We start from the raw sequence: 24126 nt of genomic DNA on the forward strand, positions 1-24126 counted from the left end.
GGTGGCTGCGGGCTTTTTCATTCGTTTATTTTACCAGATGCCGCCACTGAAGTTTTTTTGACCTGAATCCTTACATCGCCCCAAATCCACCCCAACCCTAACGAACTACAGCCATCTCCTCCAATCCCACTTCAGAATGCTCCACCCGGAACACATTCGCGTTCAGATTAGCAACAACTTGTTTCCCGTGCTGCGTCAGTTCCAAATAGCCGATCGCATCCTTGACATACCGATAAACCACATTCCAATAAAACTTAGGATACCCCTCCCGCAAATCCCCAGGAGTGCGATACCCCAAAACCTGATTTTGACCAGTCTCCTCAAACTCGTAAAACAGCGCAGCAACCTTTTGCAAATATCGCGGATCGCTCAACTGACCAATTAAATCAGCAGCGCGAACTAAACCCGGATAATTCGCAGTATCTTGATAATCTTCATCTGCAGGAACCGGGAAACGAGTCAGCTCAATATTACGCTTAACCAGCTCAGCATCAATCAGTTTGTGACTGCCAAAACGCTCGTCAATAAACATTTTTGCCCGATCGACATGATAACGCGTCAAACTCGCATCCGTCGCCCCCGGAGGTAGCTTCACTTGCAAATCCTCTATCCCCGTTGCATACAGTCGCAAATCACTTCGATCTTGCCGACAAACCCCCTTCACATACCCGATATCGTGACACAGCAAAGCAATGTGGAAATGCAGCCAATGTTCACATAAAACACCACCCTCGCGGATGTGCTTGCCGCGCAGAATCTCCTGTCCCACCAATGTCACTAAAATAGTGTGTTCCACATTGTGGTAAAGAGCATCGCTATTAGCAATATTTTCCAAAGCCATACTCGCTACCCAAGCAATAATCTCGCCATAGTCAGATTTGAACCCGCCGTAGGTGTGGCGGTAGCCTTCAATCAGCCGATTTACAAAAGCGTTAATCAGCAGTTCAGTTGCGTTAAACATATTCACTTCCCTGAGCCAAAGTAGCTTGTTAAATTATTTTTATAAAAATTGTTTTTTATGTTACCGTTTGATGTTATTTTTGGCTTAACCGCGACGATGGATGCCCGTTCCTATTTAGTGGCATCCAGTGATATTATCAACGATTATGACTTAAATTAGCGATCTCGCAACTAGCAGAGCGATGCACCCGGTAAATAATTGATATCAATGGGCGATCGAGGTATGAGACCCCTCAATCAACAGTACGGCGTTACATCTTCCCCGCATACGTCAGCCAAAAACGAGAGCGATCGAAAACGCAACCCCACTAATTCCTCATACACAGGATTCAGCTTGCACATAGGCGGTATGTGGAAAAGATGGTGTCCCAATAGCTGGATATCTCTCTCAAAAGGACACTGTGCGGGTATAAGTTGGCACAACCACCGAGCTACTTGCGGATCTCCCACTGCAATGCGATCGAGCCACTGTCGCACTGGTTGGACGAGGCGATCGCCAAAACTTAAGTATTGGCACCGATTTTTAGGAAAAATACTTGTAGTCGAGTCCATGATTGACCTCAGTAATTATTACTAACAAAAAGTTATGAATCACTCTTCTTAATCATCAACCAAACCCGCCGTTACCCCAGTGACATGAATAAGTTTCTCGCGTGACACTCGCGGTCACAAAATGTGATATGGAAAGCTAACAGTTGTGATTACAAGTCCGCAAAAGTGTGAGACAGATCACGCCCTAGTCCCGCTACGCCATGTATATTAAGATATATCAAAAAAATAAATATAACTTCCCACTCGCCACATCTACTTTATCCTCCTACTTACCTGCGATATATTACCCGGTCAATTTACTAATATAAGGTTTCAGGTAATGATTGCACAAAAACATAAATATGCCGACCTTTCTCAACGCCCCCCCCACCGATACCGTGCTGGAAAAACTCCCTGTAGAAGTTAAAGATTGGGCCCAAAGCTTGCCTTGGAACCAGCGGCGCTACGTCTTGTCCCTCTGCTACATATTGTGCGCATCTACTCCCGATTTGCAAGCAGACTTTTTAGATGACTATACAGCAGACGGCTTAGTCTCAAAAATGTTTGAAGATGTAGATACTCTACACCGAGTCAAAGAGTATTTAATCAGATTTCGAGTCAAAAAAGAATTAAACGAATCAGATTTAAGAAGCTACATCAAACAATTTTATATCCACTCAGCTCAACAAGCGTGCCGGAAAACTGACCAATATTTAGAATCTGCACTCCGCTTCGTCTTGAGTACAGAAGAACGCAATAATGTTTTTAACTATATTTTGGGTTTTGAATTTATTAAAATAGTGTTTCAAATGAGCTGGTTGCAACACGAAAGATTAGCGAGACTGCAAAAAAATCAGTCGCAGTTTATTGAAACCTATATCAAGCCGATTCAACACGCACACCGAATTAATGGCATAATTGTACCGAAAGATGAGAGAATCTTTTTTGCCAGACGCGCCTATTACGTTCAACTGCCTAACATCTCTTACAGAAAGCTCATTGAGTTAGTCATGGCAACTTTTACTACAGAAATGGTTACTCACTGCGGATTTTCCATCATTGTCCACGCTCAATCTCTGCGCTTTGACTGCGATTACATTTACGATCCAGAACCAGAAGAAGAAAGATTTCCTACTGACTTGCAATTTATTCATTGACTTTACGCAGTAAGGTGCGATCGCCAGCGCTGCACCCTACGTTGCTTTTTTCTCTTTACTTTTAGTTTCGCGTTACGCAAAGGAGATTTTTCAAGTCATTGGACTTATAGTCGCGAGCTTAAAATCGGATTTTTCACCCGGATTTGATATAAAATAGGAGGGCTGTATCAATTAACCTTCCGCTTGCATTTCTTCAATTTCAAACCAGCTAACTATCACTCCCGCTAGGGGAATCGCCAGAAATATACCTAAAAGTCCTGCCGATCTTGCTCCGACTAACAGTGCAAAAAATATCACTACCGGATTGAGGTTAAGGGAATTTTGCATCAGTCTCGGATGAATAAAGTTGTCTTGAATTTGCTGCAAAACAATGCAAGCTGCCAATACTTTTAAAGATAGCCATACACTTTGAGACAATACAATAAAACAAACTAAGCTAATCCCCAGCGTCGCTCCAATCCCCGGAACTAAATCAAACAATCCGATAATAAATGCTAAAATTAAAGGAAATTTCACATCTAACAGTAGGAAAATTAAAAAGCTTGCTGTTGTCAAAAATAACATTAACAGAATTTGTGCCTGAAAAAATCCTAAAAAGTTTCGCTCTATTGTTACACTTAAACGCCTGTGCAAATGTCGGGGTATAAATTTGAGAACCAACTGCCACAGCCTCTCTCCATCAAGTAACATGAAAGAAGCCACCACCATAATTAATATTAAATTCAATAAGTTGGTTAAAAATACTTGTAAAAAAGCAATACTCGAAACAACTCCAGCCAAAGCTTGATTTCGCAGTTGTTCCTCAATAACTCGCAGGTTAACTTGCAGGTTTCTCGCCCGCAGGAAGGCTTCGATGCGCTCCGACAGAGGTGCCAGAGCATTCACAAATTCAGTCATGCTGTCAATTAATTGCTGTCCTTGAGATAAAAGAGTGACCCCTAGGGTGACGGTGAGACCACCAAACACTAAAATGGTGAGCAAGACAACGAAGGCGACAGCTACACTTCGCGGTAAAAATCGCTGGAGAGTTCGCACCGGATAGTTGAGCAAAAAAGCCACGAGTGCAGCAATCGTGAAAACCGCGACGGCAGTTTCAAAGTAAGCTAAAAGTTGCAGTCCAGCCCAACCTGAAGCAAATAAAAGCAAAAACCGAACTAAGGCTAAATTGCTTACCATATTCCAAAAATTGGGAGGGGTTTTTTCTTGCTCTTTCACAGGGATTTCCAGGGGTTAATAATAGCTAAAAAATATTGCAGAGTCCTCTTTTAGAATCGCACCCAAGATATATCTGCGGCTATCCCCCTCAAGGCAGAAAACATATTTAGAGGGAAAAAGGAAGAAGGAAGAAGGAAGAGGCAAGAAGGAAGAAGGAAGAAGGAAGAGGGGAGAATGAAGAAGCTAGAAGAAAGAAAGGCAGCAGGCAGCAGGCAGTGCTTTCTAAGTTCTGTCTGAGGCAGGGTGGGTTCTCTTCGCCATAAGTGCGATCGTCATGAATGCCGAATGAAACACGCCCGCGATCGAACAAACAGCCTTTCTGACTCTAAAACCGCCTCGGAAACTCTTTGCGGTGCGGTGCATTTGCCGCTGCTGTCGGGGCCGCAAGTAACAGAACGCTCAAACAAAGCTGGCCCCGAAAAACCCGGTTTCAGTGCCATTCGCGAAAAATTTCAACTCTGCCTCTTGGAAGATAGTATGAACAGGTCAATTTTTGGGATACTAGAAACTAGCACTCAACTTAGCTGAGGAACAAACGTGCTGCTATCGAAAGGCTTTGAAGTAGAAATGTATACCGGCACGCCACAAGGTGATGTGGTCGGTCTCTCCGATCGCATAGTCGCCGATCTAGAGGGATTTGTGCGGGAGCCTGATAGCCGCAATGTGGAGTACACGACCGCCCCGCTGTGCAGCTACGATCGCCTGCTGTGCGCCTTAGTCAAGCCGCGAGTCCGGCTGCGCGAGTATCTCAAACAATTGGGCGACTATACCTTGCTGCCGGGAAGTACCCTGTCTCTCGGAGGGAACGATCGATTTTACAGATCAGATCCCAACAACCCCTACCACACCTACATCGAGCAAACCTACGGCACCAAAGTCGTCACCGCCAGCATTCACATCAACATCGGCATCTCCCAACCAGAAATGCTGATGCGCGCTATCCGCCTCGCCCGCGTCGAAGCACCCCTCTACCTTGCCTTGAGCGCCTCTTCCCCCTTCCTCGACGGCGAAGTCACGGGCTATCATTCCACTCGGTGGGGTTTGTTTCCCAAAACTCCCGCCATCGTCCCGCTGTTTGAAAGTCACAGACATTACATCCAGTGGACTGAAGAACAGCTAGAACTCGGCACCATGCAAAACGTCCGCCATTTGTGGTCTGCCGTGCGCCCAAATGGCGATCGCCGCCCCTACTGTCTCAACCGCCTCGAACTGAGAATTTGCGACCTCGAAGTCAATCCTCTGGCTTTGTTAGCCATCACTGCCTTGCTAGAAGCTCGCATTTGGCAGATGATGGAAGACCCCAGCTTAGACCCCTTGGAACTCAGCACGTTGCCAGCGGCTACCCGTAACAAAGACTTAGTGGCCCTCACCGATGCCAACGAAATTGCTGCATCCCGGCAAAGTTTGGACGCGGAACTGATTCACTGGCAAGACGGCAGAACGATTCTGGCACGAGATTGGATTGAAGAAATTTACCGAGAAGTCTGGCCTTTCGCCAAAAAACGCGGCTTTAGCTGCTTTCTCTCGCCTCTGAAAAAGATTCTCCGGGAAGGCAACACAGCCCAGCAGTGGTTGAAGCTGCATGAGGGCGGTTTGGACACCCGCAGTATTATTCTCCAAGGAATTGATGGCATGGCTCACCAGGAATGGGAGCTCGAAGACAACTTGTGCGCCCAGTTAGTTGCGTGAAGTACCCGCCGCGATCGTCACGGGGGCTTTCAGTAGCCCCCGGGCTATGCGTACTCAGCCAACAATACAAATAGCCCGAATTTCCACCGAAAAAGTTGAGCAGCGACGCCGAAAAACAAATCAGAATATTTAATCAATGGAACGCGAGAAAGGTTATAAATAAAAACTATAACTTGTATCTACCTTTGGGTAGATTTCTACTTTCTCAATAGCTGTATTTTTCGCTTTAAATGAGCTTCATGCCCCAACTTGTCTTGATTCACCCGCAAATCCCCCCAAATACTGGCAATATTGCCCGCACTTGCGCTGCCACAGGCACGGAACTGCATTTAGTTGGCCCGCTGGGGTTTGAAATTAGCGATCGCTACCTGAAACGGGCCGGCTTAGATTACTGGCCCTATGTCAATCTCCACTGCCACGAAGACTTAGCTGCTTTTCAGGCTTGTCGGCAGCAACGAGGAGGGCGAGCGATCGGATTCAGCACTGGCGGGCGATGCAGTTACGCGCAATTCCAATTTCAGCCCAGCGACTGGCTGATGTTTGGCTCGGAAACTGTGGGAATTCCCAAATTCGTCTTAGATGCCTGCGACGCCACAGTTTTTATTCCCATGAGCCAGCCTGGAGTCAGAAGTTTGAACCTCTCAGTCAGCGCCGCTGTAGGTTTATTTGAGGCTAAACGACAGTTGGGCGAGCTGGGATAAATCATTATCAACACAACATATACATATAGATATTTAATAGCTGCTGGGGGTTGCCAAATCTTCATTTAAATATAAGAAATTTGTATCAAAGCGGTGAGAATCTAGATAGTCGCGATTAATATATTTTATTCATCCAAAAACAGATTGTTATCAGCAACACCAAATTACTCGCAAGATGATTCAGCCATAAAAACAGAGAATTTCAGCGATTTAGGGCATGACGGGATCGCCTGCTTGGGTCTGAACGCTATATCTAGTAAATATACGGTTGTAGGTATTCCGGAAATTAGCGTAGAGTCGAACAATAGGTGAGAGTCTTAGCCTGTGCGGGAACGCATATTTGATGTATTCGTTCCAGCTATTGCGGTGTAAGGCTTTTGGGGTGTAATTGCAGCAGGTTTGACCGAGAAATTAAAAATTTGTGACGGTTTGAGCTTGTCTAAATTTAAAAAGCAAGGTAATCTTGCCTAAGCATGATGACTCTCAACAATCAGAATATTTTTGCTTGTTGATTTAAATTCAGCGTCATGCACTCCCCTTGAGTGTTTCCAAGGACAGTTAGCGCTTCTCAGTAGGAGGTCGTTTTTTTGAAACGAACATATCCCCAAAAAATCAAGCCTGTTCAGGCTAGTGAAATCGACAGAGACGGTTCAGCAGAACCGTCCAAACAGACAAACACCAGCAATGGCAGAGTTCGCTCTCTCGCCACGATCGGGCTGGCAATATCGGTAGGTGCTTCTGGCATCCTGCTGCCGAGAAACGGAGACAGCGCTCGCGCGTCTGAACTCGCACCGACAGCAGAATCCACCGCTGAAGTACAGCCCGTGTCGGCCAACGGGCCCGCTACCTCCGCACAAGTTGACGGTTCGCCAGCCGAACAGGCCGGATCACCTTCTGAGGTGGGGGTTAAGGTTCAGCAGGGACAAACTCTTTGGGAGCTGTCTCGGGACTATGAAGTTGAACCGACGGCACTAGCAATTGCCAACGGCATCAAACCCGATACCGTACTCCAAGTTGGTCAAGAGCTCACAATTCCGCAGGCTCCGGGAGCCGCGCCACAACAGAACGCTGGCAATACTGCCACGGTCAATCCCGAACAAAAGTTAAATCTGACTGGCTCCGAGCCGTTGGATAGTGCAACCCTGTCTGGGCAGCCATCAACCGCAGCCCCTGGGCTGGCTACTCCGGTACCGGAACAAAGTTCGATCGACATCCCGAACGCAGACGGGGCGATCGACAGTTTGAAAAAACAGGAAAACCGCACCACAGCATCCGATCGGGCATTTTTGGGGTCTGAGGGGGCAGCAAATTCATCTACACCTGCTGCATCGAGGCCGGAGTCATTACCGACGCTGGCATCCGGCTCTGCCACTCAGACAGCCATTCCCGACCTTTGGGCCACACCTGTAATTCCCAATGCCGTCGGTCAAGCGGCATCGCCCGATCGAGCCTTCGAGTCAATTGAACAGTCTCTGGCAACACCGAGTTTGCCGCAGGCTGTGGTAGTCCCCCCTGCGGGCAGTACCGCCGCGCCGGCCCAGGTGCTCTACAGCGTGCGTCCTGGAGATACGGTAGATGCGATCGCCAAAGGTCACGGCGTATCGTCCAAAGAGCTAATCTCCGTCAACAAGCTCGGCAACCCCAACTTGCTGAATGTCAATCAACGGCTGAAAATTCCCCAAGTTGGGTTAAATAATCCAGCGGTGCAGGCGGCAGCCTCTTATTCTGCCTCGAACTCTACATCTGTCTGGTCGGCGGCTTCGGTTCCCGCATCTTTGAACCCCAGCTCGTCTACCCCGGAAATAGCCGGTGCTGGCGTTGCAGCACCCGCGCCAACAGTGCCGGTTGTCTCTCCCCTGGCGAACTTGGAAGGTCTGAACAATATTTCAGCGCCGATGGTTCCCAAAATTAACAGCATTTCGCTAACTCAAGTTTCTCAAACCATTAGCGACACCGGGAAGCTGGATCTTCAAGGCGAACCAACATTTACAGGTGCAGTTGACACCAGTGCTCTGCCCGTGCCAGCAAGTGCAACTGCTACCGCCATCGCTACGGAAGAATACCCGCAGCCGGTCAGCTTCCTGCCAAATGCTAGCTCTCAGGGTTTAAATGCCACTCCAACTACCGCTTTACCTGAGTCGAATCCCGAGGCTATCCCCACCGCGCAGGGTCTCAACCCTTATGCCGAACGATTGAGGGCAGAAGTTGTCAGGCTGCGAGAAGAATATCGCGCCCAGCGCAATTCGATCGGGGCAAATGCGGTGTCCGTGGCTCCAACTGAGGGGCAGGAGGCGACTGTCGCCTCGGGCAACCCGTCTGAGGATCTCCCAAGTCTCAATCCCTATCTCTACACCCCCGACTATGCTGGGGCGGTGCAGAATGAAATCAGCAGGCCGCCTTCGAGAGCTTGGTCCGAGCAGGTTCAGAAGCAGCAGCAAGAGCGTTTTGACCCCGCTCGCGCAGCGGAACTGCAACCGATTAACCTGACGCCGACCTCTACCTCTACTCACGAGCAGCCGGTGGTGGCAACTGCTCCTTTGGGAGCAGAGGGTTACGACCCCCTGAGCAACCCGTCTTTGGGACGCATGGTTTCTCCAGAACTGCCTCCGCTTTCGGGCGCTGATACTTATCTGCCTAACGGCAGCAAACAACAGTCGGCTAACGGGTTTATTTGGCCGTCTAAGGGCGTTCTCACTTCTGGCTACGGCTGGCGCTGGGGACGGATGCACAAGGGAATTGATATTGCAGGACCGATCGGCACGCCAATTGTGGCAGCATCTGACGGGGTGGTTACCTATGCAGAGTGGAACGACGGCGGCTACGGCTATCTGGTGGAAATTACCCATGCAGACGGCTCTGAAACGCTCTACGGCCACAACAGCCGAATTTTGGTGCAAAAAGGTCAGAAGGTCGCTCAAGGCGAACAGATTTCAGAAATGGGCAGCACCGGCTTTAGTACCGGGCCGCACTTACACTTTGAAGTCCATCCCGCCGGACAGGGTGCTGTCAATCCAATGGCTTTTCTGCCCGACGATGCCTCCAGCGCTTCTCGGTAACGACTGGTCGGAAGTTATGGGTTTTGAATGATAACCAAAACTCATAACTTTTACTGGAAGTTATTATCAATTCTGTTGTTTTAAAAGAAGACCTAGCTCGCCCTACCGTGCTACGATAGTAAATCGTGAAGTAGGTTCGGCTCAGTGGCGCAGTGGTTAGCGCAGGGGACTCATAAGCCCAAGGTCGCAGGTTCAAATCCCGCCTGAGCCATAATTTAATATAAAAAAACACGCTTTCAATTTTGAAAGCGTGTTTTTTTGATTTCTAGAGGAGATACTTGTAGTCGTTATGAGTATGATATATTTGTAACAGTTCGTAAGAAAGGAAACAAAATCTATGACGAGTGAATGCCTCCGGGTTGGTCAAGCTGCACCCGATTTCGCAGCAACAGCCGTAGTGGATCAGGAATTCAAGACTGTTAAACTGTCAGACTATAAAGGCAAAAAGTATGTAGTCTTGTTCTTCTACCCCTTGGACTTCACCTTTGTGTGCCCGACTGAGATTACAGCATTTAGCGATCGCTTCGAGGACTTCAAGAAAATCGATACCGAAATCCTCGGCGTATCCGTTGACAGCGAATTCTCTCACCTCGCTTGGATACAGTCAGACCGCAAATCCGGCGGTGTTGGCGACCTCAACTATCCGTTAGTTGCTGACCTCAAAAAAACAATTAGTGCGGACTACAACGTCCTCGACCCAGAAGCAGGTATTGCCCTCAGAGGTCTGTTTATCATCGACAAAGAAGGCATCATCCAACACTCTACTATCAACAATCTTGCTTTCGGCCGCAACGTGGACGAAACTCTCCGTACTCTGCAAGCTATCCAACACGTCCAGTCTCACCCCGATGAAGTTTGTCCGGCCGGCTGGCAGCCCGGTGACAAGACTATGACTCCCGATCCGGTTAAGTCTAAAGTATTCTTTGCTGCGGTTTAAGCACATTGTATATTTGTAGGGACACGGCACTCCCGTGTCCCTGCCCGCAGGGCATCCGTTTAACCGGATTTTCAATTACCAATTAGCAATCACCAATTACCAAATTAGGAAATATGCTGACTTCTACTGATTTTAGCGGCTTGTTAAATCAGCGGTTTTTCCAAAATTTATTGCCTGTTCCCGCGACTAATGTTCTGAAGCTGGGACAGATGACGCCAGATTTTGAATTGCCGGATATTAATAATGGCAAATTGGTGCGGCTGTCGAATTATCGGGGCGATAAGCCGGTAATTCTGGCTTTTACGCGGATTTTTACTGAAAAGCAATATTGCCCTTTCTGTTTTCCTCACATTAAAGCTTTGAATGAAAACTGGGAACAGTTTGCCGATCGCAATATAGAATTATTGATGGTTGCCAGTACCGACGATCGCCAAAGCCAAATTGTGGTCAGAGATTTAGGCTTGAAAATGCCTCTGCTTTCCGATCCGGGCTGTCAGGTTTTTCAGGCTTATCAAGTCGGTCAAGCTTTGGGTGCTCCTTTGCCGGCTCAGTTTGTTTTGGATGCAGAGGGAAAACTCCTCTTCAAACATTTGTTTTCTTTCATAGACCATAATGCTAGTATAGAAACTTTGCTGAAATCTTTCGATAAGTAAGAACAGGGCAATGCTGTGTCCTAATTAGAGTTTTTAACCGCAGATACACGCAGATGTAGGCGGTTAATTTTTAGTTTTGCGAGAAATACTTATTGTGCCAATTTTCATGGCGGAATACTTGGATGTTCGCTCCAAGGTAATCTAGGCTATAGCTGGATTGTACCTCGTACCAGTTTAAGCCGATGTCGTCTCCTAAAGGTCGATTCGCGAGCAAAATTGAATTCAGCGTCTTAGCCTCGCATCCTGAGTTACTGACAGGTTTAGATGAGTGGATGCGGCTGGGTTTGCTTTCGCCCGCTGAGGTTGAGCAATTGTGCCGGCAGTATTTAGTCTGCCCGCTTCCCGATCCCGCTGTAAGTCTTTCTGAAATTGACGATCGTCTTCGAGGGCTTCGCCAACGGGCGATCGCTCCTATTCCCGAACAAAAAGTACCTGCCTTATCAACACAAAAAGCATTACCCAGCACCACAAAAAACGTTGCGAGGCGCGCAGAAACTGCTCAAACCCCGAATTTTATCAGTCAAATTTTGCACTCGCTAATAGCCGAAATTAGCGTCGTGTGGCTGTTATTTTTAGGAGTGTTCATGGTAGTTATCTCGTCGGGAGTCTTAGCTGCCAGTCAGTGGGAAAGATTTCCGGCTGCCGGACAATATGGAGTTTTGTTAGCTTATACTTTAACTTTTTGGGCGATAAGCAGTTGGGCAAAAAAACAGTCTAATTTGCACTTGACTGCTCAAACTTTGCAAGAAGTGACGCTGTTATTAGTGCCGATAAATTTTTGGGCGATGGATACTTTTGGATTGTGGCGGTATCCTTGGAATTGGGCGCTAGCAATCGCAGCGGCACTTTTTTTGACTTGGATAACTAGCGGGATTATCCAATCTCAGTATCAAAGCTTATCGGGAAAAAATGTAACTTGCTCGATCGCCCTAAATCATTTGGGATTGAGTTATTTGCAGTGGGGTTGGGCAGTTGCAGGCTTCTCCCTGGCTGCGGTTTATTTGGGTACGGTGGGAACTGCCGCTGCTACAGTTTATCAAGTTCAGCAACAACGGTTGCAATCTATCACGCCCGGGGAAAACACTGAAACTATAGCCACTTCTTTCAGTTCCAGCCGAGATTTTCTGACTTACAAAAAAGCGGCTTTAGTAGCTTATTCTTTAGGGATTTTACTCGGTCGGGCGATTTTTGTCAAGGGTATAGATATCGCCCAAATGGGTTTAGCTTTGGGAATTTGCGGCGTGCTTTTAGCATGGCTGGATTGGCAGCAACCCCTCGCATCTGCGACTCTTAAAAACAATATATCCGACCAGCCAAATCCCAGCAACTTTTTTAATTGGCAATTAGCAGGAGGGGCTTTGTTGGGTTTGGGGTGGCTGGTTTGTTTTCGCGAAATTCCGCTACAGGCGATCGCACTTAGCGGATTGGCTGTGTGGTTTTTCTCTAATCGCTTAGTGCGGTTTTGGCAAGAGTTTGATTTGCTAATGCTTTTCGCCGTGGGACTTCAGAGTATTTGGCTGTTTTGGCGAGTGTTTCCTGTAGGGATTAAAACACAATTTGTGGCATTTTTAACTCACCTTACCAACTCTCAGGAAACTCCTCGGGCTTTTTGGGGTGTTCTGCTGTTGCCTTATTTAATTTTAACGGTAAGTGCGGCGCAGTGGCTCTACCGCAAGCGAAAGTTTAAACTTGCCCGTTTTGGTGAAAACCTTGCTCTCGGTTTGGGGAGTGTTTTAACTGTTGTTAGTTTAGTAAATCCCTTTTGGCTATCGCTCAATTTAGTAGCTTCTACTTTAACTTTAGGTTGGATCGCTTGGAAATACCTAATTCCCGATAATTCCCGGCGAGTTTCGATGCCTGATTCTGCTGTCGATCGAAAGCGCAATCCGGCATTTTTGGTTTCCCTGACTCACATTATCGGTTTATGCGCGATCGGTTCGGCAATTGACTTATTTTTACCGAACCAGACACCCAATATTTGGGCTGCAATTTTATTAATTTTCATGGCGGCTGAATGGGGATTTTTTGTCTGGATGAAAGCAGCAAATGCTAGAGAAAATTCGGCGTTTTTCCGCTGGCATCCTGCATGGTTCCAAAGTTCTTGGTATATCGGCTTAGTATTAGCAGGATTCAGCTTTATTCTGCTGCAAAGCAATCTTTCACCTATTACCGATCGCCCTCTGTGGAGTTTGCTCTGGCTGGCGACACCTTTGGCTTTGACTGCTGTTGCTAAATATACCGAATTGTCTCGCAGACAAGTTGCCAGTAGCTTTAGTGCGATCGCCCTAATATTCGCACAATTTCTGATTTTTGATTTTCCGGGATATCGGTTAATTGGCTTGGGTTTTGCAGCGGTGTTGATGTTAGTCAATACTTACTATTTGGTAGAAATGCCAGCAGCAGCAATTACCGTCGGATTTAACTTGAGTTTCGCAGCGGCTGCAATCTACGAATTAGGTTTTGTGTCGGGTTGGGATTGGGCAATTGCTGGGGCGATCGCACTTTTGTGTCTGTGGTTGCTTCGCTATCTGATGATTCGCTACGGGGTGCGCGTACCTTCGGGCGCTCAATTAGCTGAAATTTACGATCGAGCTTTCGATGGTTGGGCAATCTTACTGGCAGGCTTGCTGTTGACAATTATCACTGTTTATTCCTTTAGCTTATACACAGACACTAGCTTTGATTTGCAGTCATCTGTTAAAGTATTTTCGGCGACTTTGGGGATAATTGCTGCTGTTGTTTACCGCAGTTACCGACAAATTTCACCCGGTGCAATTTATGCCTTGGCTTGGAGTTTGGAGTTGCTGACAGCAGTCGGTTTGAGTTTGGTAGAACGCAATACGATAAATCTGGCAGTTGCTAATATTGCGCTCGGATTGTCCGCGCAATTATTGGGTGATGTGTGGCGGCGGCGCAACCCCGTTAGCGAAGCCCTCGAAGAGGATCGCACAATTTTACCTAGCGTTCATGTTATACCCTTGGTTTACGGGCTGTTGGGTTTGATTTTGCGATCGCACACATTTACGAATGGAACGGGTTTAATTTCTTTAGGCGCGTCTTTAATTGCGATCGGCATTGGCAGGCGCGAGCAAAAATTCAAACCTCTGGTTTATTTGGGATTAATTGGCGTGTCGGTTGCTGCTTACGAATCGGTACTCTATCAATTTTTTCAAACACCGGGAGGAACTTTGGGCGACGGCTTAATTGTCCTGGCAACTCTCGGCACAACTTTAACCTATATCTATCGCATTTTATCTCCTTGGCTGAGCAATTATTTGCGTTTAACCAATGCAGAAATAAAAATATTTACTCACCTGCACTGGGTTTTGAGCAGTTGGCTGCTGATTTGGGCTTCTGCCCATGATATTAAATCCGGCTTAAGTTTAGGATTAGTCACTGGTGCTTTATTAGTTCAATACGCTTTCTTGCAAGGGCGAAATAATGTCGATCGCCAATGGGCCGATATTTGGATTTACTTGGGCTGGCTAGAAGCCTTTGGCATCCGGCTTTATTGGATTAACACGCCTTTAGTCAAGTATATTTCCGGGCCGTTGGGGCCTTGGAAAGTTGCCCTCGCTTCTCTATTTGCCTATTTCATTTACATTTTGCCTTGGGATAACTGGGGTTGGTCGAAAAAACCTTGGCAGGTAATTGCTTCGCTGATTCCAATAGTTGCTATTTTGGAAAGTCCGGCTAAGTTTTATCCGATTAGCTTGCTGATAGCTGCTGCGTTCTATGTTTTCCTAGCTTGGAAAAGGCAGGAAGTCCGTTTTACCTACGTGAGTGTGGCAATAATTGACTGGATATTGCTCAGGTGGTTTGGACAAATGGGATTGACTCAGCCGGAGTGGTTTTTTACTATTTTAGGGCTTTCTTTCCTTTACGTTGCTCAGTTCGATCGCGCTTTCAAATTACCAGCACAAAAACCGCTGCGCCACAATGTCCGAATCCTCGCAACTGCGCTGATTTGCGGCATACCTCTGTTGACTCAGCAAAGCAACGGTTTGGTTGCGGGATCTTTTAGTTTGGTGGCGATTGCTGCGGGTTTGGCGCTGCGAGTTCGGGCGTTTTTGTTTGTGGGAACGGCTGTATTTTTAATCAATGTTTTCTATCAGTTGGTGGTTCTGATATTCGATTACCCGCTGATTAAATGGGCGATCGGTTTGGCTTTTGGGATTGCGTTTATCTGGATTGCTGCTACTTTTGAAACTCGGCGCGATCGCATTTCTGCTTTGGTGCAGCATTGGGTTGTGCAATTGCAATCTTGGGATTAGATTTATCGATTCTAATATCAAATCCTCTCTTCATCGGAATGATAGAAACGGAGGACACGGCAGTGCCGTTTCCCTACCGCGATTAATTGTAGGGAAACGGCACTGCCGTGTCCTCTATATCATTGCGGTGTTACCGGAATTGATATCATATTAAATCCGGGTTTCTTACCCCCTTTATCTCTTAGTGGGCGTAGGCCGACTTCGTTCGTGTAGACGCGGTTTCAACCGCCGAGTCATAAGGGGGATATCTAACCCGGAATTGATATCAGTGGTATTATCTAATTAAAAACCCGGTTTCTTCAAGAAACCGGGTTTTTAATCAACTGTATTTAGCCGCTTGTGGATCGGAATTAATGGCTCAAAGCAAATTCGGGCAATTTCGGCTCAGATGAACCATCTGGCAACACCTTAACCTGACCGTTTTCATCCACATCAACGATCGCGCTTTGGCCTTCTTTCAGCTTCCCAGACAGCATTTCCTCAGCCAGTACATCTTCCAACAACCGCATGATTGCGCGCCGCAAAGGTCGAGCACCGTAGCTGGGATTGTAGCCTTCTTTAACTAACAGTTCCTTGAACCCTTCCGTCACAGACAAAGTAATACCCTTTTCGGTTAAGCGGCTGAAGACTTGCTGCAACAGAATGTCCCCAATCTGCTTCACTTCCTCCTTGTTCAACTGGCGGAAGACGATAATCTCATCCAAGCGGTTCAGAAATTCGGGACGGAAAAACTGTTTCAGTTCCTCGTTGACCAAATTGCGAACGCGGTTGTATTGAACATCTGCAAAGTTGTCAGTAAACTCGAAACCTAGACCGCCGCCGCCTTTTTCAATCACTCGCGAACCGATGTTTGATGTCATCACCAGCAGCGTATTCTTAAAGTCTACTGTCCGACCTTTCGCATCGGTCAAGCGGCCGTCTTCCAAGATTTGCAGCATCATGTTGAAGACATCCGGGTGAGCTTTTTCGATTTCATCGAACAAGATGACCGTGTAAGGACGGCGCCGGACTGCTTCTGTTAGCTGACCGCCTTCATCGTAGCCAACGTAACCCGGAGGCGAACCGATGAGTTTGGAAACGGTGTGGCGTTCCATAAATTCGGACATATCTAACCGAATCATGGCTTCTTCGGAACCGAAGAAATATGTTGCCAAGGCTTTTGTCAGTTCCGTTTTGCCGACGCCTGTGGGGCCGGAAAAGATAAAACTGGCGATCGGGCGATTCGGATTTTTCAACCCTACCCGCGCGCGGCGGATGGCCCGAGAAACTGCGCTGACAGCTTCTTCTTGACCGATCAAGCGCTGGTGCAGCGTGTCTTCCATGTGCAGCAGCAATTCCGATTCGGATTCTGTCAGCTTGCTGACCGGTACTCCCGTCCAATTAGCCACGATGTGGGCGATGTCTTCTTCGGTGACGATGGGAGAGATTCTGATCTGGCTTTTGTTGATAGTAGCTGCGGCGATTTCGGCTTCGATTTCTAATTCGCGATCGCGCAATTTGCCAGCTTTATCAAAGTCTTGTTCGCGCACAGCAGCATCTTTTTCTTTGCTTACAGCCGGAAGTTGTTTTTTGAGTTCTTTAACTTCGGGCGGGGTTTGCGAGTTCAAAACGTGGACGCGGGAACCTGCTTCGTCAATTAAGTCGATCGCCTTGTCGGGCAAAAATCGATCGTTAATGTACCTGTCTGACAGTGTAGCCGCTGCTTCTATGGCTGCATCGGAAATTGTCAGTCTGTGGTGCTGTTCGTAGGCCGATCGCAAACCGTACAATATTTCTATTGTTTCAGCCACGCTGGGTTCGCCGACTTTGATCGGTTGGAAGCGGCGTTCAAGGGCAGCGTCGCGCTCGATGTGCTTGCGATATTCGTCCAGGGTAGTTGCGCCGACACACTGCAATTCGCCTCGGGCAAGAGCCGGTTTGAGCATATTGGAGGCGTCCATGCTGCCTTGAATCGCGCCTGCACCGACTAAGGTGTGAATTTCATCGATGACCAGAATGATGTTGCCTGCTGCGCGAATTTCGGCCATGATTTTCGTCAGCCGTTCCTCAAATTCGCCTCGGAATTTTGTACCAGCAATCAGCGAACCCATATCGAGGCTGATTACTTGTTTGTCTTCTAAAATTTCCGGGACGTTTCTGTTAACAATCCGCTGGGCGAGGCCTTCGGCGAGGGCTGTTTTGCCGACTCCCGGTTCGCCTACTAACACTGGATTGTTCTTGGTGCGGCGGCCGAGCACTTGGATCACGCGCTCGATTTCATTTTCGCGGCCCACCACGGGATCGAGTTTGCCGGCGGCCGCTAATTTGGTCAGGTTGGTGCCGAATTCTTCTAAAGTCGGGATTTTGCGATCGCCGCTATCCCCCCTGCCTCCGGGTACTGCCGCGACTTCTCCCACGGCACGAATTACCTGCGTGCGGACTCTCTGGCGATCGATCCCCAAGTTTTGCAGCACCTTCGCCGCCACCCCTTCATCGTCTTGGATCAGCCCCAGCAGGATGTGCTCGGTGCCGATGTAATTGTGGCCTAACTGCCGCGCTTCGTTGAGCGCCGTCTCAAAAATTCGCTTGACGCGGGGCGTAAAAGGAATTTCCGGCGGGAGGAACCCGGAACCTCTGCCGATGATATTTTCGATTTCGTTGCGCGCCTCTTTCAAGTTGAGGCCCATATCCAGTAATACTTTTGCAGCGATGCCAGTGCCTTCGCCGACGAGTCCCAGGAGGATTTGCTCGGTGCCTACAAAATTGTGGCCGAGGCGCCGCGCTTCCTCTTGGGCTAGCATGATTGCTTTAATGGCTTGTTCTGTAAAGCGTTCAAACATATTTTTTCTATCCTACTGTCTTGGCGAGGGCTGTATCGCTGCTGGTAAGGAGCGATTTGGAACATTACACAAATTATAGATGTAAATTTTTGTGTATTTCCTTCTATAACAATGTATCGCTGCTAACGGGGGGCGGACAGTGGGGAGAGCCGAATAGTAAGGGTGTAGTTGCCGTCTCGCAGTACGATCGACAAATGGCAATGCAAATTAAGGTCAACAATCCTGCTATTTGCTGTGCCTCACTCTACTTTGCGGTGGCGCCCCTGTCAAGCATTTTTTTAAATTCGCAAGCAAAGTGCTTCATTGAGCTTAAGATGACTAGCGGGGAATGCTTTTGTTTGAAATGACGCGATGCGCTGAAGTATTTCGCCCCAAAGCAATTTTATTTTAACAGCTTAAGGGACTTCTGGGCACTCCGGATCGCAATGGCAAAATTAGCGGCCTGTTTAAATTCCTTAGAAATTACGCAAAAATGGTCTGCTCCGCCCCAAGTAGTGGTAAGGTGCGCATTGCGCACCTACAGATTTAATTATGACAATTTGCTTTTTTTAAAGCCATTGTGAAAACAACTGTTCAATTACTTTCACAAAGCCGATCGCAATTTGAATCAACGGCCAACCCACAAAACAAATTAACACCGCCCACCGAGTTTGAATATCCAAACCTTGGCGAACCGCTACAATTACAGCTAGCAAACTCCACACAGCTAATATCCGCTCAATTCCTTCTCCCAGCAAAGGAATTAACGTTAAGAAATTCAGCACTTGCGGGGCGTAGGCAAATCCGATCGGAACCAGCAACTCCCCATAAGTTACGTGCCCCGGTTTCAGCCACTCCCCGATTTTAAAGATAGTGAAAGTCCAAAAATAATAACCCCCCGCGACTGCCAAACCATCTATCCAGAGTGCTAAAAATAACACTGATGGCTCAGTTCGGTTTATTAACAAGATGACGGCACTGCCCAAAACCCAGGACACCGCTGCTAAAATTACAATCGTTAAAGCTATTCGCTTAGTTCTGGGAGTATAGGGAGTTTTTTCGTAAAAATTGCCGTTCAAAGAAAGGGCGTTCCAAAGCGTTGCCCCCAAACCTGCAATTGAATCTTCTCCCTTCACGTTTAACTCCTGCTCCTCAAGATAGTTGACAAGTTTTACAAAATAAGCTCTAATACAGCAGAATCACCGAACTATTTCTAGGTAATTAGGTAATTAATTGGCATTCTACCAGATTTTTTTAAATGCTAAGATTGATTTTGCGGATACTTGCGTGGCTGCGCGGGGGAAGTTTAAATTTGCTGATCGTCGCAGGTGTAATCCTGATAATTTGGGGCATTCTTTCGCCGGTGGGAACTGTTATATGGTGGCTGGGTCAAGGTGCCGAAACTTTGGGGTTCAAGAAAAGTCCGCCGGAAATATTGCCCTCAAAAAACGGCAATCTAGAAGCCCGCAAGTCTTCGCCGCTCAATTGTTATATCATCTTTTTACCGGGAGTTGGCGATTTTTCGGGGGACGAATTAACACCAGGAGAAGCATTTTTTCTCAAGCGTTTAGTTAAAAGTCACCCGCAGTGCGTAGCAGTGGGCGATATTTTTCCTTATTCAGCTTCTAACAAAAGTTTAGGAGGACAGCGGTGGCTAGCTCCTTTTTGGCGGTTTGCAGAACAGGCAAAAAGCGGGCCGATTGCGGGGGATGTATTCATCAAAATTCGCAATCTCTGGAGGTTTGCAATTTCTCTAGATTATCGCTACGGCTTTGCATACAATCAGGGAATTGCTAATGCAATTATCGATCGCATGAATGCTCAATCTCCGATTTCAGTTAATCCTCAAAAACCTTTGAAAGTTATTTTAATTGGCACTAGCGGCGGCGCACAAGTTGCTTTGGGTGCTACTCGCTATCTTAAAGAATGGCTGAATGCTAAAATTACTGTTGTTTCGGTTGGGGGCGTGTTTTCGGGAGAAAATGGTTTTGCAGAGGCCGATCGCATTTTCCACTTTCGCGGCACTCGCGATTCAATTGAGGATATTGGCGGCATAGTTTTTCCGACTCGCTGGTACTGGTACGCGACTTCTCCTTTCAATCAAGCTCGTTTGCAAGGCCGCTATGCAGAAGCTTTGAGCGGCCCTCACAAGCACGACGGCGATGATGGATATTTTGGGGAAAATCTGGCGGCGGACGGTCAAAAGTATGTAGATATCACGCTGGACAAGATTAATCAATTGCCTGTTTGGTCACAGAGCAAGTCTGATTGATGAGTTCTTGCATATTCGATAGCAATTAGTTATTAATTGTGTCATTGTTGGTTGTGCGTCCCTTGAAGCTTGGCATTGTTGCCTTAGAGTCTCTACCTCCAATTCGCAATTCCCTGTTTGGCCGATGCCCGATTCCCAATTTCCCATTCCCTATTCCCTATTCCCTATTCCCTATTATCAATGTCTCGACCAACATTATATATTGCCATCACAAATCACGGATTCGGCCACGCTGTCCGAGTTTCCTCCGTAGCTGCAAAAATTCAAGAATTAAACCCGCATATCTTACTAATTATCACAACAACTGCACCTCGCTGGCTGCTAGAATCTTATATTACTGGCGACTTTATCCACCGTCCCCGCGCTTTTGATGTGGGTGTGGTGCAAGCTGACAGTTTGCATATGGATAAAGACGCGACGCTGGAAAAATTGCGAGAAATTCGGAAAAAGCAAAATTCGCTAATTGCGGGCGAAGTTAATTTTATCAAGCAAAATCGGGTGGGTTTGGTGCTGGCAGATATTCCTCCTTTGGCAACGCGAATGGCCGCATCGGCTGGGGTTCCTTGTTGGATGATGAGCAATTTTGGCTGGGATTTTATCTATCGAGATTGGGGCGGGGAATTTGCAGAAATGGCAGATTGGATTGGTGAATGTTTCGGAATGTGCGATCGGCTTTTTCGTCTGCCTTTACACGAACCGATGCCAGCTTTTCCAAATATTCAAGATGTGGGCTTGACTGGTGGCAATCCTCGCTACAGTAACGAAAAAATTCGGGAAGTATTCGGAATCGAAACACCGCTGGAAAAAACTGTATTGCTGACTTTCGGCGGATTGGGTTTAGAGGAAATTCCTTATCAAAATCTACAGCAATTTAGCGACTGGCAATTTATTACTTTTGATGCGGGTTCTCCCGATTTGCCGAATTTGATTAATGTCAAAAATCAGAAGTTTGCACAATCTTTCCCGATTTTACCGCGTCCGGTCGATATTATGCCTGTCTGCGGGCGCTTGGTTTCTAAACCGGGATACAGCACTTTTTCTGAAGCTTTGCGCTTGGAAATACCTGTTGTTTCTATAATGAGAGAAGGTTTTGCAGAAGCTCAGGTTTTGCTGGAAGGGATTCAAAATTATGCGGAACATCAAATTTTGACGGCGGCGGAGTTTTTTGAGGGGGATTGGGAGTTTTTGCGACAACCGCTGCATCCGCCACGTTTGTCGGATAAATTGGATAAAAATGGTACGGAGGCGATCGCCCAAGCTGTTGTAGACTATTTTGAATAGGGCGATTGAACTCGCGCCTATACAAACAAAGTCGGCCTCCGCCGACTGAAGAGTTTTGCATCAGTCTCATCTAAAATATAATACCAATTTTAAAAATTTTTGGTACAGCCCCGGCCGGACACGGCAGTGCCGTTTCCCTACAGACGATAGCTTATATTTATATGTAGCACTAATTTTCATAATTGGTATAAAATCTAAAATCCAAAATCTAAAATCTAAAATCGAATGACTCACTATCAACAGATACTCAAGATTCAAACTACAGGGAAGTCTCTGTGCAAAATCACTCCTAAGATAGAAGATGCGGTGGCGAATTCAGGTATTAAAACAGGACTTTGTAGCTTATTTTTGCGCCACACTTCTGCTAGCTTGCTGATTCAAGAAAATGCTGACCCGGATGTACTTAAGGATTTGGCTAACTTTTTGGCTAAACTGGTACCGGAGGGCGATCGCTACATTCACGATGCGGAAGGCCCAGACGATATGCCGGCTCACATTCGCACTGCGCTGACTCATACTTCTGAACAAATCCCGATCGACCGCGGCAGATTATTGTTAGGAACTTGGCAGGGAATTTACCTCTGGGAACACCGCCAGCGGGGCTACATTCGCGAATTAGTTGTTCACATCAGCGGTAGTCGATCGGAATTTGTACCTCGCTGATTTTAGTTGCTTCCGGCGTCATCGGGGAATTGTAAAAAAAGCGGCGCGGCGGCCCGACTATTTCGTATTCAGGATGTTCTTGAAGCCAATCTTTGAGTTTCTGGAGGTTCTTTTCGTAGCTTTCCCAAGTGTAGGCCCCGCCCACGCCGATGCTCACAACCGTCATCGGCGAAGTATCCGTGACTGCAACTGCGGAATTAACGCTGCTGGGGGCGATATTTGCTGCGGGGTAGAGGAAGGAAACTTCTGCGACAGGAACCGCATCGATTTGCCCGGAAGTTGCCGTGTAGCGCGCTTCTACTGGCGTTGTCATCGCAATTTGGTTGTTGCTGATGTGTTGAAATAAAGGATTGAAGGCGATTCCTGTCGCTTGTCGCAAATCGCCCGCGTGGGTGTAGGTGACAGCGCGGTACTGAGGATATTGCTTAACTTCTATGACCCCAATCTGTGCGGGCTCAGGGAATCCACTAGGTAATACCATTTGAGATTTGAGATTTGAGATTTGAGATTTTACAATAAAAAATGGGGAAAGACTGACTCTGCAAAGCTTTGGAACTTGCTGGCAGTTGCATTGTTTTTTTGCAAGTGGTATAAATAGGCTGAGATTGTTTGCAAACGATCGATCGAGCGACACAACCAGTTTAGCAGTTATTTAGGGCGCTGCTAACTGTCGATCGCCTAGAATTAGTTAGAGATTTATTAATAAACCTCGTAATAATACGGACGGCACTAAGTAAGCAGAGAAACATTAATCTAGTTGTCCTTGAAATATTAGCGTTTTTCAGGGGCGTCTGCTATTTTTGTTGGAAAATATTCGGCTGTTTTGTCGATCGAGCTGTGCGTTATCAGTTATTGCCACGCTTATCGCGTTCAGCAACGCCGACCAATTATATCGCTTTCAGGGAATGACATATGAAAAAGATTCTGGTAATTGAGGACGAGCAAGTAATTCGGGAAAATATTCTCAAACTCCTCAAAGCGGAAGGTTTCGACGTGACGGGTGCATCCAACGGAGCGCAAGGTTTATCTGCGGCGGTGTCAAATCTTCCCGACGTGATTATTTGCGACGTGATGATGCCGGAACTTGACGGGTACGGGGTGCTGGTGGCCTTGCGATCGAATCCTGTTACTGCTACAGTACCTTTTGTTTTTCTCACCGGTAAAGCCCATCGCTCTGAAATGCGGCAAGGTATGGAATTGGGAGCAGATGATTACCTGACTAAACCTTTTACTAAATCTGAACTTGTGGGCGCGATATCGAGCCGCTTGAAAAAACAAGAAGCTTGGGCAGAACAGCAGCATAATTTGCGATCGCAAAGCTTTGCATTACTCCAAGATGCCGCTCACAAATTAGAGCAGATAAAAACAAGTTTGTGCGGCGCCCTGGAACGAGAAGAATTCCAAGTCTACTATCAGCCACAGGTCAATGTCCAGACTGGTAAAATTATGAGCGCAGAAGCTTTAGTGCGCTGGCTGCATCCAGAAAAAGGGCTGATTTCGCCCGCAGAATTTATTCCAGATGCCGAAGAAACTGGCTTCATTATACCATTAGGCGAGTGGGTTTTGCAGACAGCTTGCAGGCAAATGCAAGTTTGGCAAAATGCTGGTTTTTCGCTGCGGGTAGCGGTGAATCTGTCGCCGCGCCAATTTCACCAACCGGATCTCAGCAGCAGAGTTGCCCAAATTTTAGCAGAAACTGGTTTGGAAGCGAGCAGTTTGGAATTAGAGCTGACGGAAAGTTTGATGGTGGAGGATGCGGAAAGCGCGATCGCTACTCTGCAACAATTGAAAAGTTTGGGACTTTCTATATCTATTGACGATTTCGGAACTGGGTATTCTTCTTTAAGCTATCTAATGCAATCCCCCTTCGATACTTTAAAAATTGACCGCTGTTTTATCAGCAACATCACCGATGGTTGCACAAATGCAGCGATTGTGA

The 24126-nt window shown here is 47.1% G+C and carries 18 protein-coding genes and 1 tRNA gene; 13 read left to right on the top strand and 6 right to left on the bottom strand.

Annotated features, from left to right (window positions below; genetic code table 11):
* Window positions 1-97: 97 nt before the first annotated feature.
* Together QUA02_RS23580 and QUA02_RS23585 are read right to left on the bottom strand one after the other, a co-directional pair.
* Window positions 98-961, bottom strand: coding sequence for an Npun_R2479 family HD domain-containing metalloprotein (locus tag QUA02_RS23580; RefSeq protein ID WP_333031270.1), 864 nt, complete (start codon window positions 959-961; stop codon window positions 98-100).
* 236 nt (window positions 962-1197) lie between these two features.
* Window positions 1198-1512: a Mo-dependent nitrogenase C-terminal domain-containing protein gene (locus QUA02_RS23585; protein WP_333031273.1), complete on the bottom strand. Its 315-nt coding sequence runs from the start codon at window positions 1510-1512 to the stop codon at window positions 1198-1200.
* Window positions 1513-1853: 341 nt separating this feature from the next.
* Here QUA02_RS23585 and QUA02_RS23590 point away from each other — a divergent pair, with 341 nt between their 5' ends.
* Window positions 1854-2648: a cobyrinic acid a,c-diamide synthase gene (locus QUA02_RS23590; RefSeq protein WP_333031275.1), complete on the top strand. Its 795-nt coding sequence runs from the start codon at window positions 1854-1856 to the stop codon at window positions 2646-2648.
* A gap of 171 nt (window positions 2649-2819) precedes the next feature.
* Here the strand turns inward: QUA02_RS23590 and QUA02_RS23595 are convergent, their stop codons facing one another.
* Entirely contained in the window at window positions 2820-3863 is a 1044-nt protein-coding gene (locus QUA02_RS23595) for an AI-2E family transporter (RefSeq protein WP_333031281.1), read from the bottom strand.
* Between the two features lie 285 nt (window positions 3864-4148).
* Between QUA02_RS23595 and QUA02_RS23600 the strand changes: the two genes are divergently transcribed.
* The 8 genes from QUA02_RS23600 (at window position 4149) to QUA02_RS23635 (ending at window position 15173) form a co-directional block, all read left to right on the top strand.
* Window positions 4149-4391: a hypothetical protein gene (locus tag QUA02_RS23600; protein WP_333031283.1), complete on the top strand. Its 243-nt coding sequence runs from the start codon at window positions 4149-4151 to the stop codon at window positions 4389-4391.
* A 9-nt stretch (window positions 4392-4400) separates the two neighbouring features.
* A complete protein-coding gene (gshA, locus tag QUA02_RS23605; protein WP_333031285.1) occupies window positions 4401-5552 on the top strand; it encodes a glutamate--cysteine ligase in 1152 nt (383 codons plus the stop codon).
* 239 nt (window positions 5553-5791) lie between these two features.
* A complete protein-coding gene (locus QUA02_RS23610) occupies window positions 5792-6253 on the top strand; it encodes a tRNA (cytidine(34)-2'-O)-methyltransferase (protein WP_333031287.1) in 462 nt (153 codons plus the stop codon).
* 587 nt (window positions 6254-6840) lie between these two features.
* On the top strand, window positions 6841-9309 hold the full coding sequence (locus QUA02_RS23615; RefSeq protein ID WP_333031288.1) for a peptidoglycan DD-metalloendopeptidase family protein: 2469 nt from the start codon (window positions 6841-6843) through the stop codon (window positions 9307-9309).
* Between the two features lie 138 nt (window positions 9310-9447).
* A tRNA-Met gene (locus QUA02_RS23620) sits at window positions 9448-9520 on the top strand.
* Between the two features lie 126 nt (window positions 9521-9646).
* Complete coding sequence (locus tag QUA02_RS23625; RefSeq protein WP_333031292.1) at window positions 9647-10246, top strand: peroxiredoxin; 600 nt, start codon at window positions 9647-9649, stop codon at window positions 10244-10246.
* Window positions 10247-10359: 113 nt separating this feature from the next.
* Window positions 10360-10899 carry a peroxiredoxin family protein gene (locus tag QUA02_RS23630; RefSeq protein WP_333031295.1) on the top strand — a complete coding sequence of 180 codons (540 nt, stop codon included), beginning with the start codon at window positions 10360-10362 and terminating at the stop codon, window positions 10897-10899.
* A gap of 182 nt (window positions 10900-11081) precedes the next feature.
* The gene (locus QUA02_RS23635) at window positions 11082-15173 is read left to right on the top strand and encodes a hypothetical protein (RefSeq protein WP_333031298.1); all 4092 of its coding nucleotides are present in this window, start codon (window positions 11082-11084) and stop codon (window positions 15171-15173) included.
* A 350-nt stretch (window positions 15174-15523) separates the two neighbouring features.
* Here QUA02_RS23635 and QUA02_RS23640 read toward each other — a convergent pair whose 3' ends face one another.
* Together QUA02_RS23640 and QUA02_RS23645 are read right to left on the bottom strand one after the other, a co-directional pair.
* Window positions 15524-17992 carry an ATP-dependent Clp protease ATP-binding subunit gene (locus QUA02_RS23640; RefSeq protein WP_333031301.1) on the bottom strand — a complete coding sequence of 823 codons (2469 nt, stop codon included), beginning with the start codon at window positions 17990-17992 and terminating at the stop codon, window positions 15524-15526.
* Between the two features lie 548 nt (window positions 17993-18540).
* Window positions 18541-19107: a hypothetical protein gene (locus QUA02_RS23645; protein WP_333031304.1), complete on the bottom strand. Its 567-nt coding sequence runs from the start codon at window positions 19105-19107 to the stop codon at window positions 18541-18543.
* A gap of 122 nt (window positions 19108-19229) precedes the next feature.
* Here QUA02_RS23645 and QUA02_RS23650 point away from each other — a divergent pair, with 122 nt between their 5' ends.
* The 3 genes from QUA02_RS23650 (at window position 19230) to QUA02_RS23660 (ending at window position 22187) form a co-directional block, all read left to right on the top strand.
* A complete protein-coding gene (locus QUA02_RS23650) occupies window positions 19230-20243 on the top strand; it encodes a hypothetical protein (protein ID WP_333031307.1) in 1014 nt (337 codons plus the stop codon).
* 180 nt (window positions 20244-20423) lie between these two features.
* The gene (locus QUA02_RS23655; protein ID WP_333031310.1) at window positions 20424-21524 is read left to right on the top strand and encodes a glycosyl transferase; all 1101 of its coding nucleotides are present in this window, start codon (window positions 20424-20426) and stop codon (window positions 21522-21524) included.
* Between the two features lie 225 nt (window positions 21525-21749).
* On the top strand, window positions 21750-22187 hold the full coding sequence (locus QUA02_RS23660; RefSeq protein WP_333031314.1) for a secondary thiamine-phosphate synthase enzyme YjbQ: 438 nt from the start codon (window positions 21750-21752) through the stop codon (window positions 22185-22187).
* Here the strand turns inward: QUA02_RS23660 and QUA02_RS23665 are convergent.
* On the bottom strand, window positions 22153-22668 hold the full coding sequence (locus QUA02_RS23665; protein WP_333031317.1) for a heme-binding protein: 516 nt from the start codon (window positions 22666-22668) through the stop codon (window positions 22153-22155). The two genes, QUA02_RS23660 and QUA02_RS23665, sit on opposite strands and share 35 nt — an antisense overlap.
* Window positions 22669-23099: 431 nt before the next feature.
* Between QUA02_RS23665 and QUA02_RS23670 the strand changes: the two genes are divergently transcribed.
* Window positions 23100-24126, top strand: a 1027-nt coding sequence (locus QUA02_RS23670; RefSeq protein ID WP_333031319.1) for an EAL domain-containing response regulator, incomplete at its 3' end; no start/stop codon positions are given.

The organism is Microcoleus pseudofavosus SVA1_A4 (assembly GCF_036700565.1).
GTDB lineage: Bacteria > Cyanobacteriota > Cyanobacteriia > Cyanobacteriales > Microcoleaceae > Microcoleus.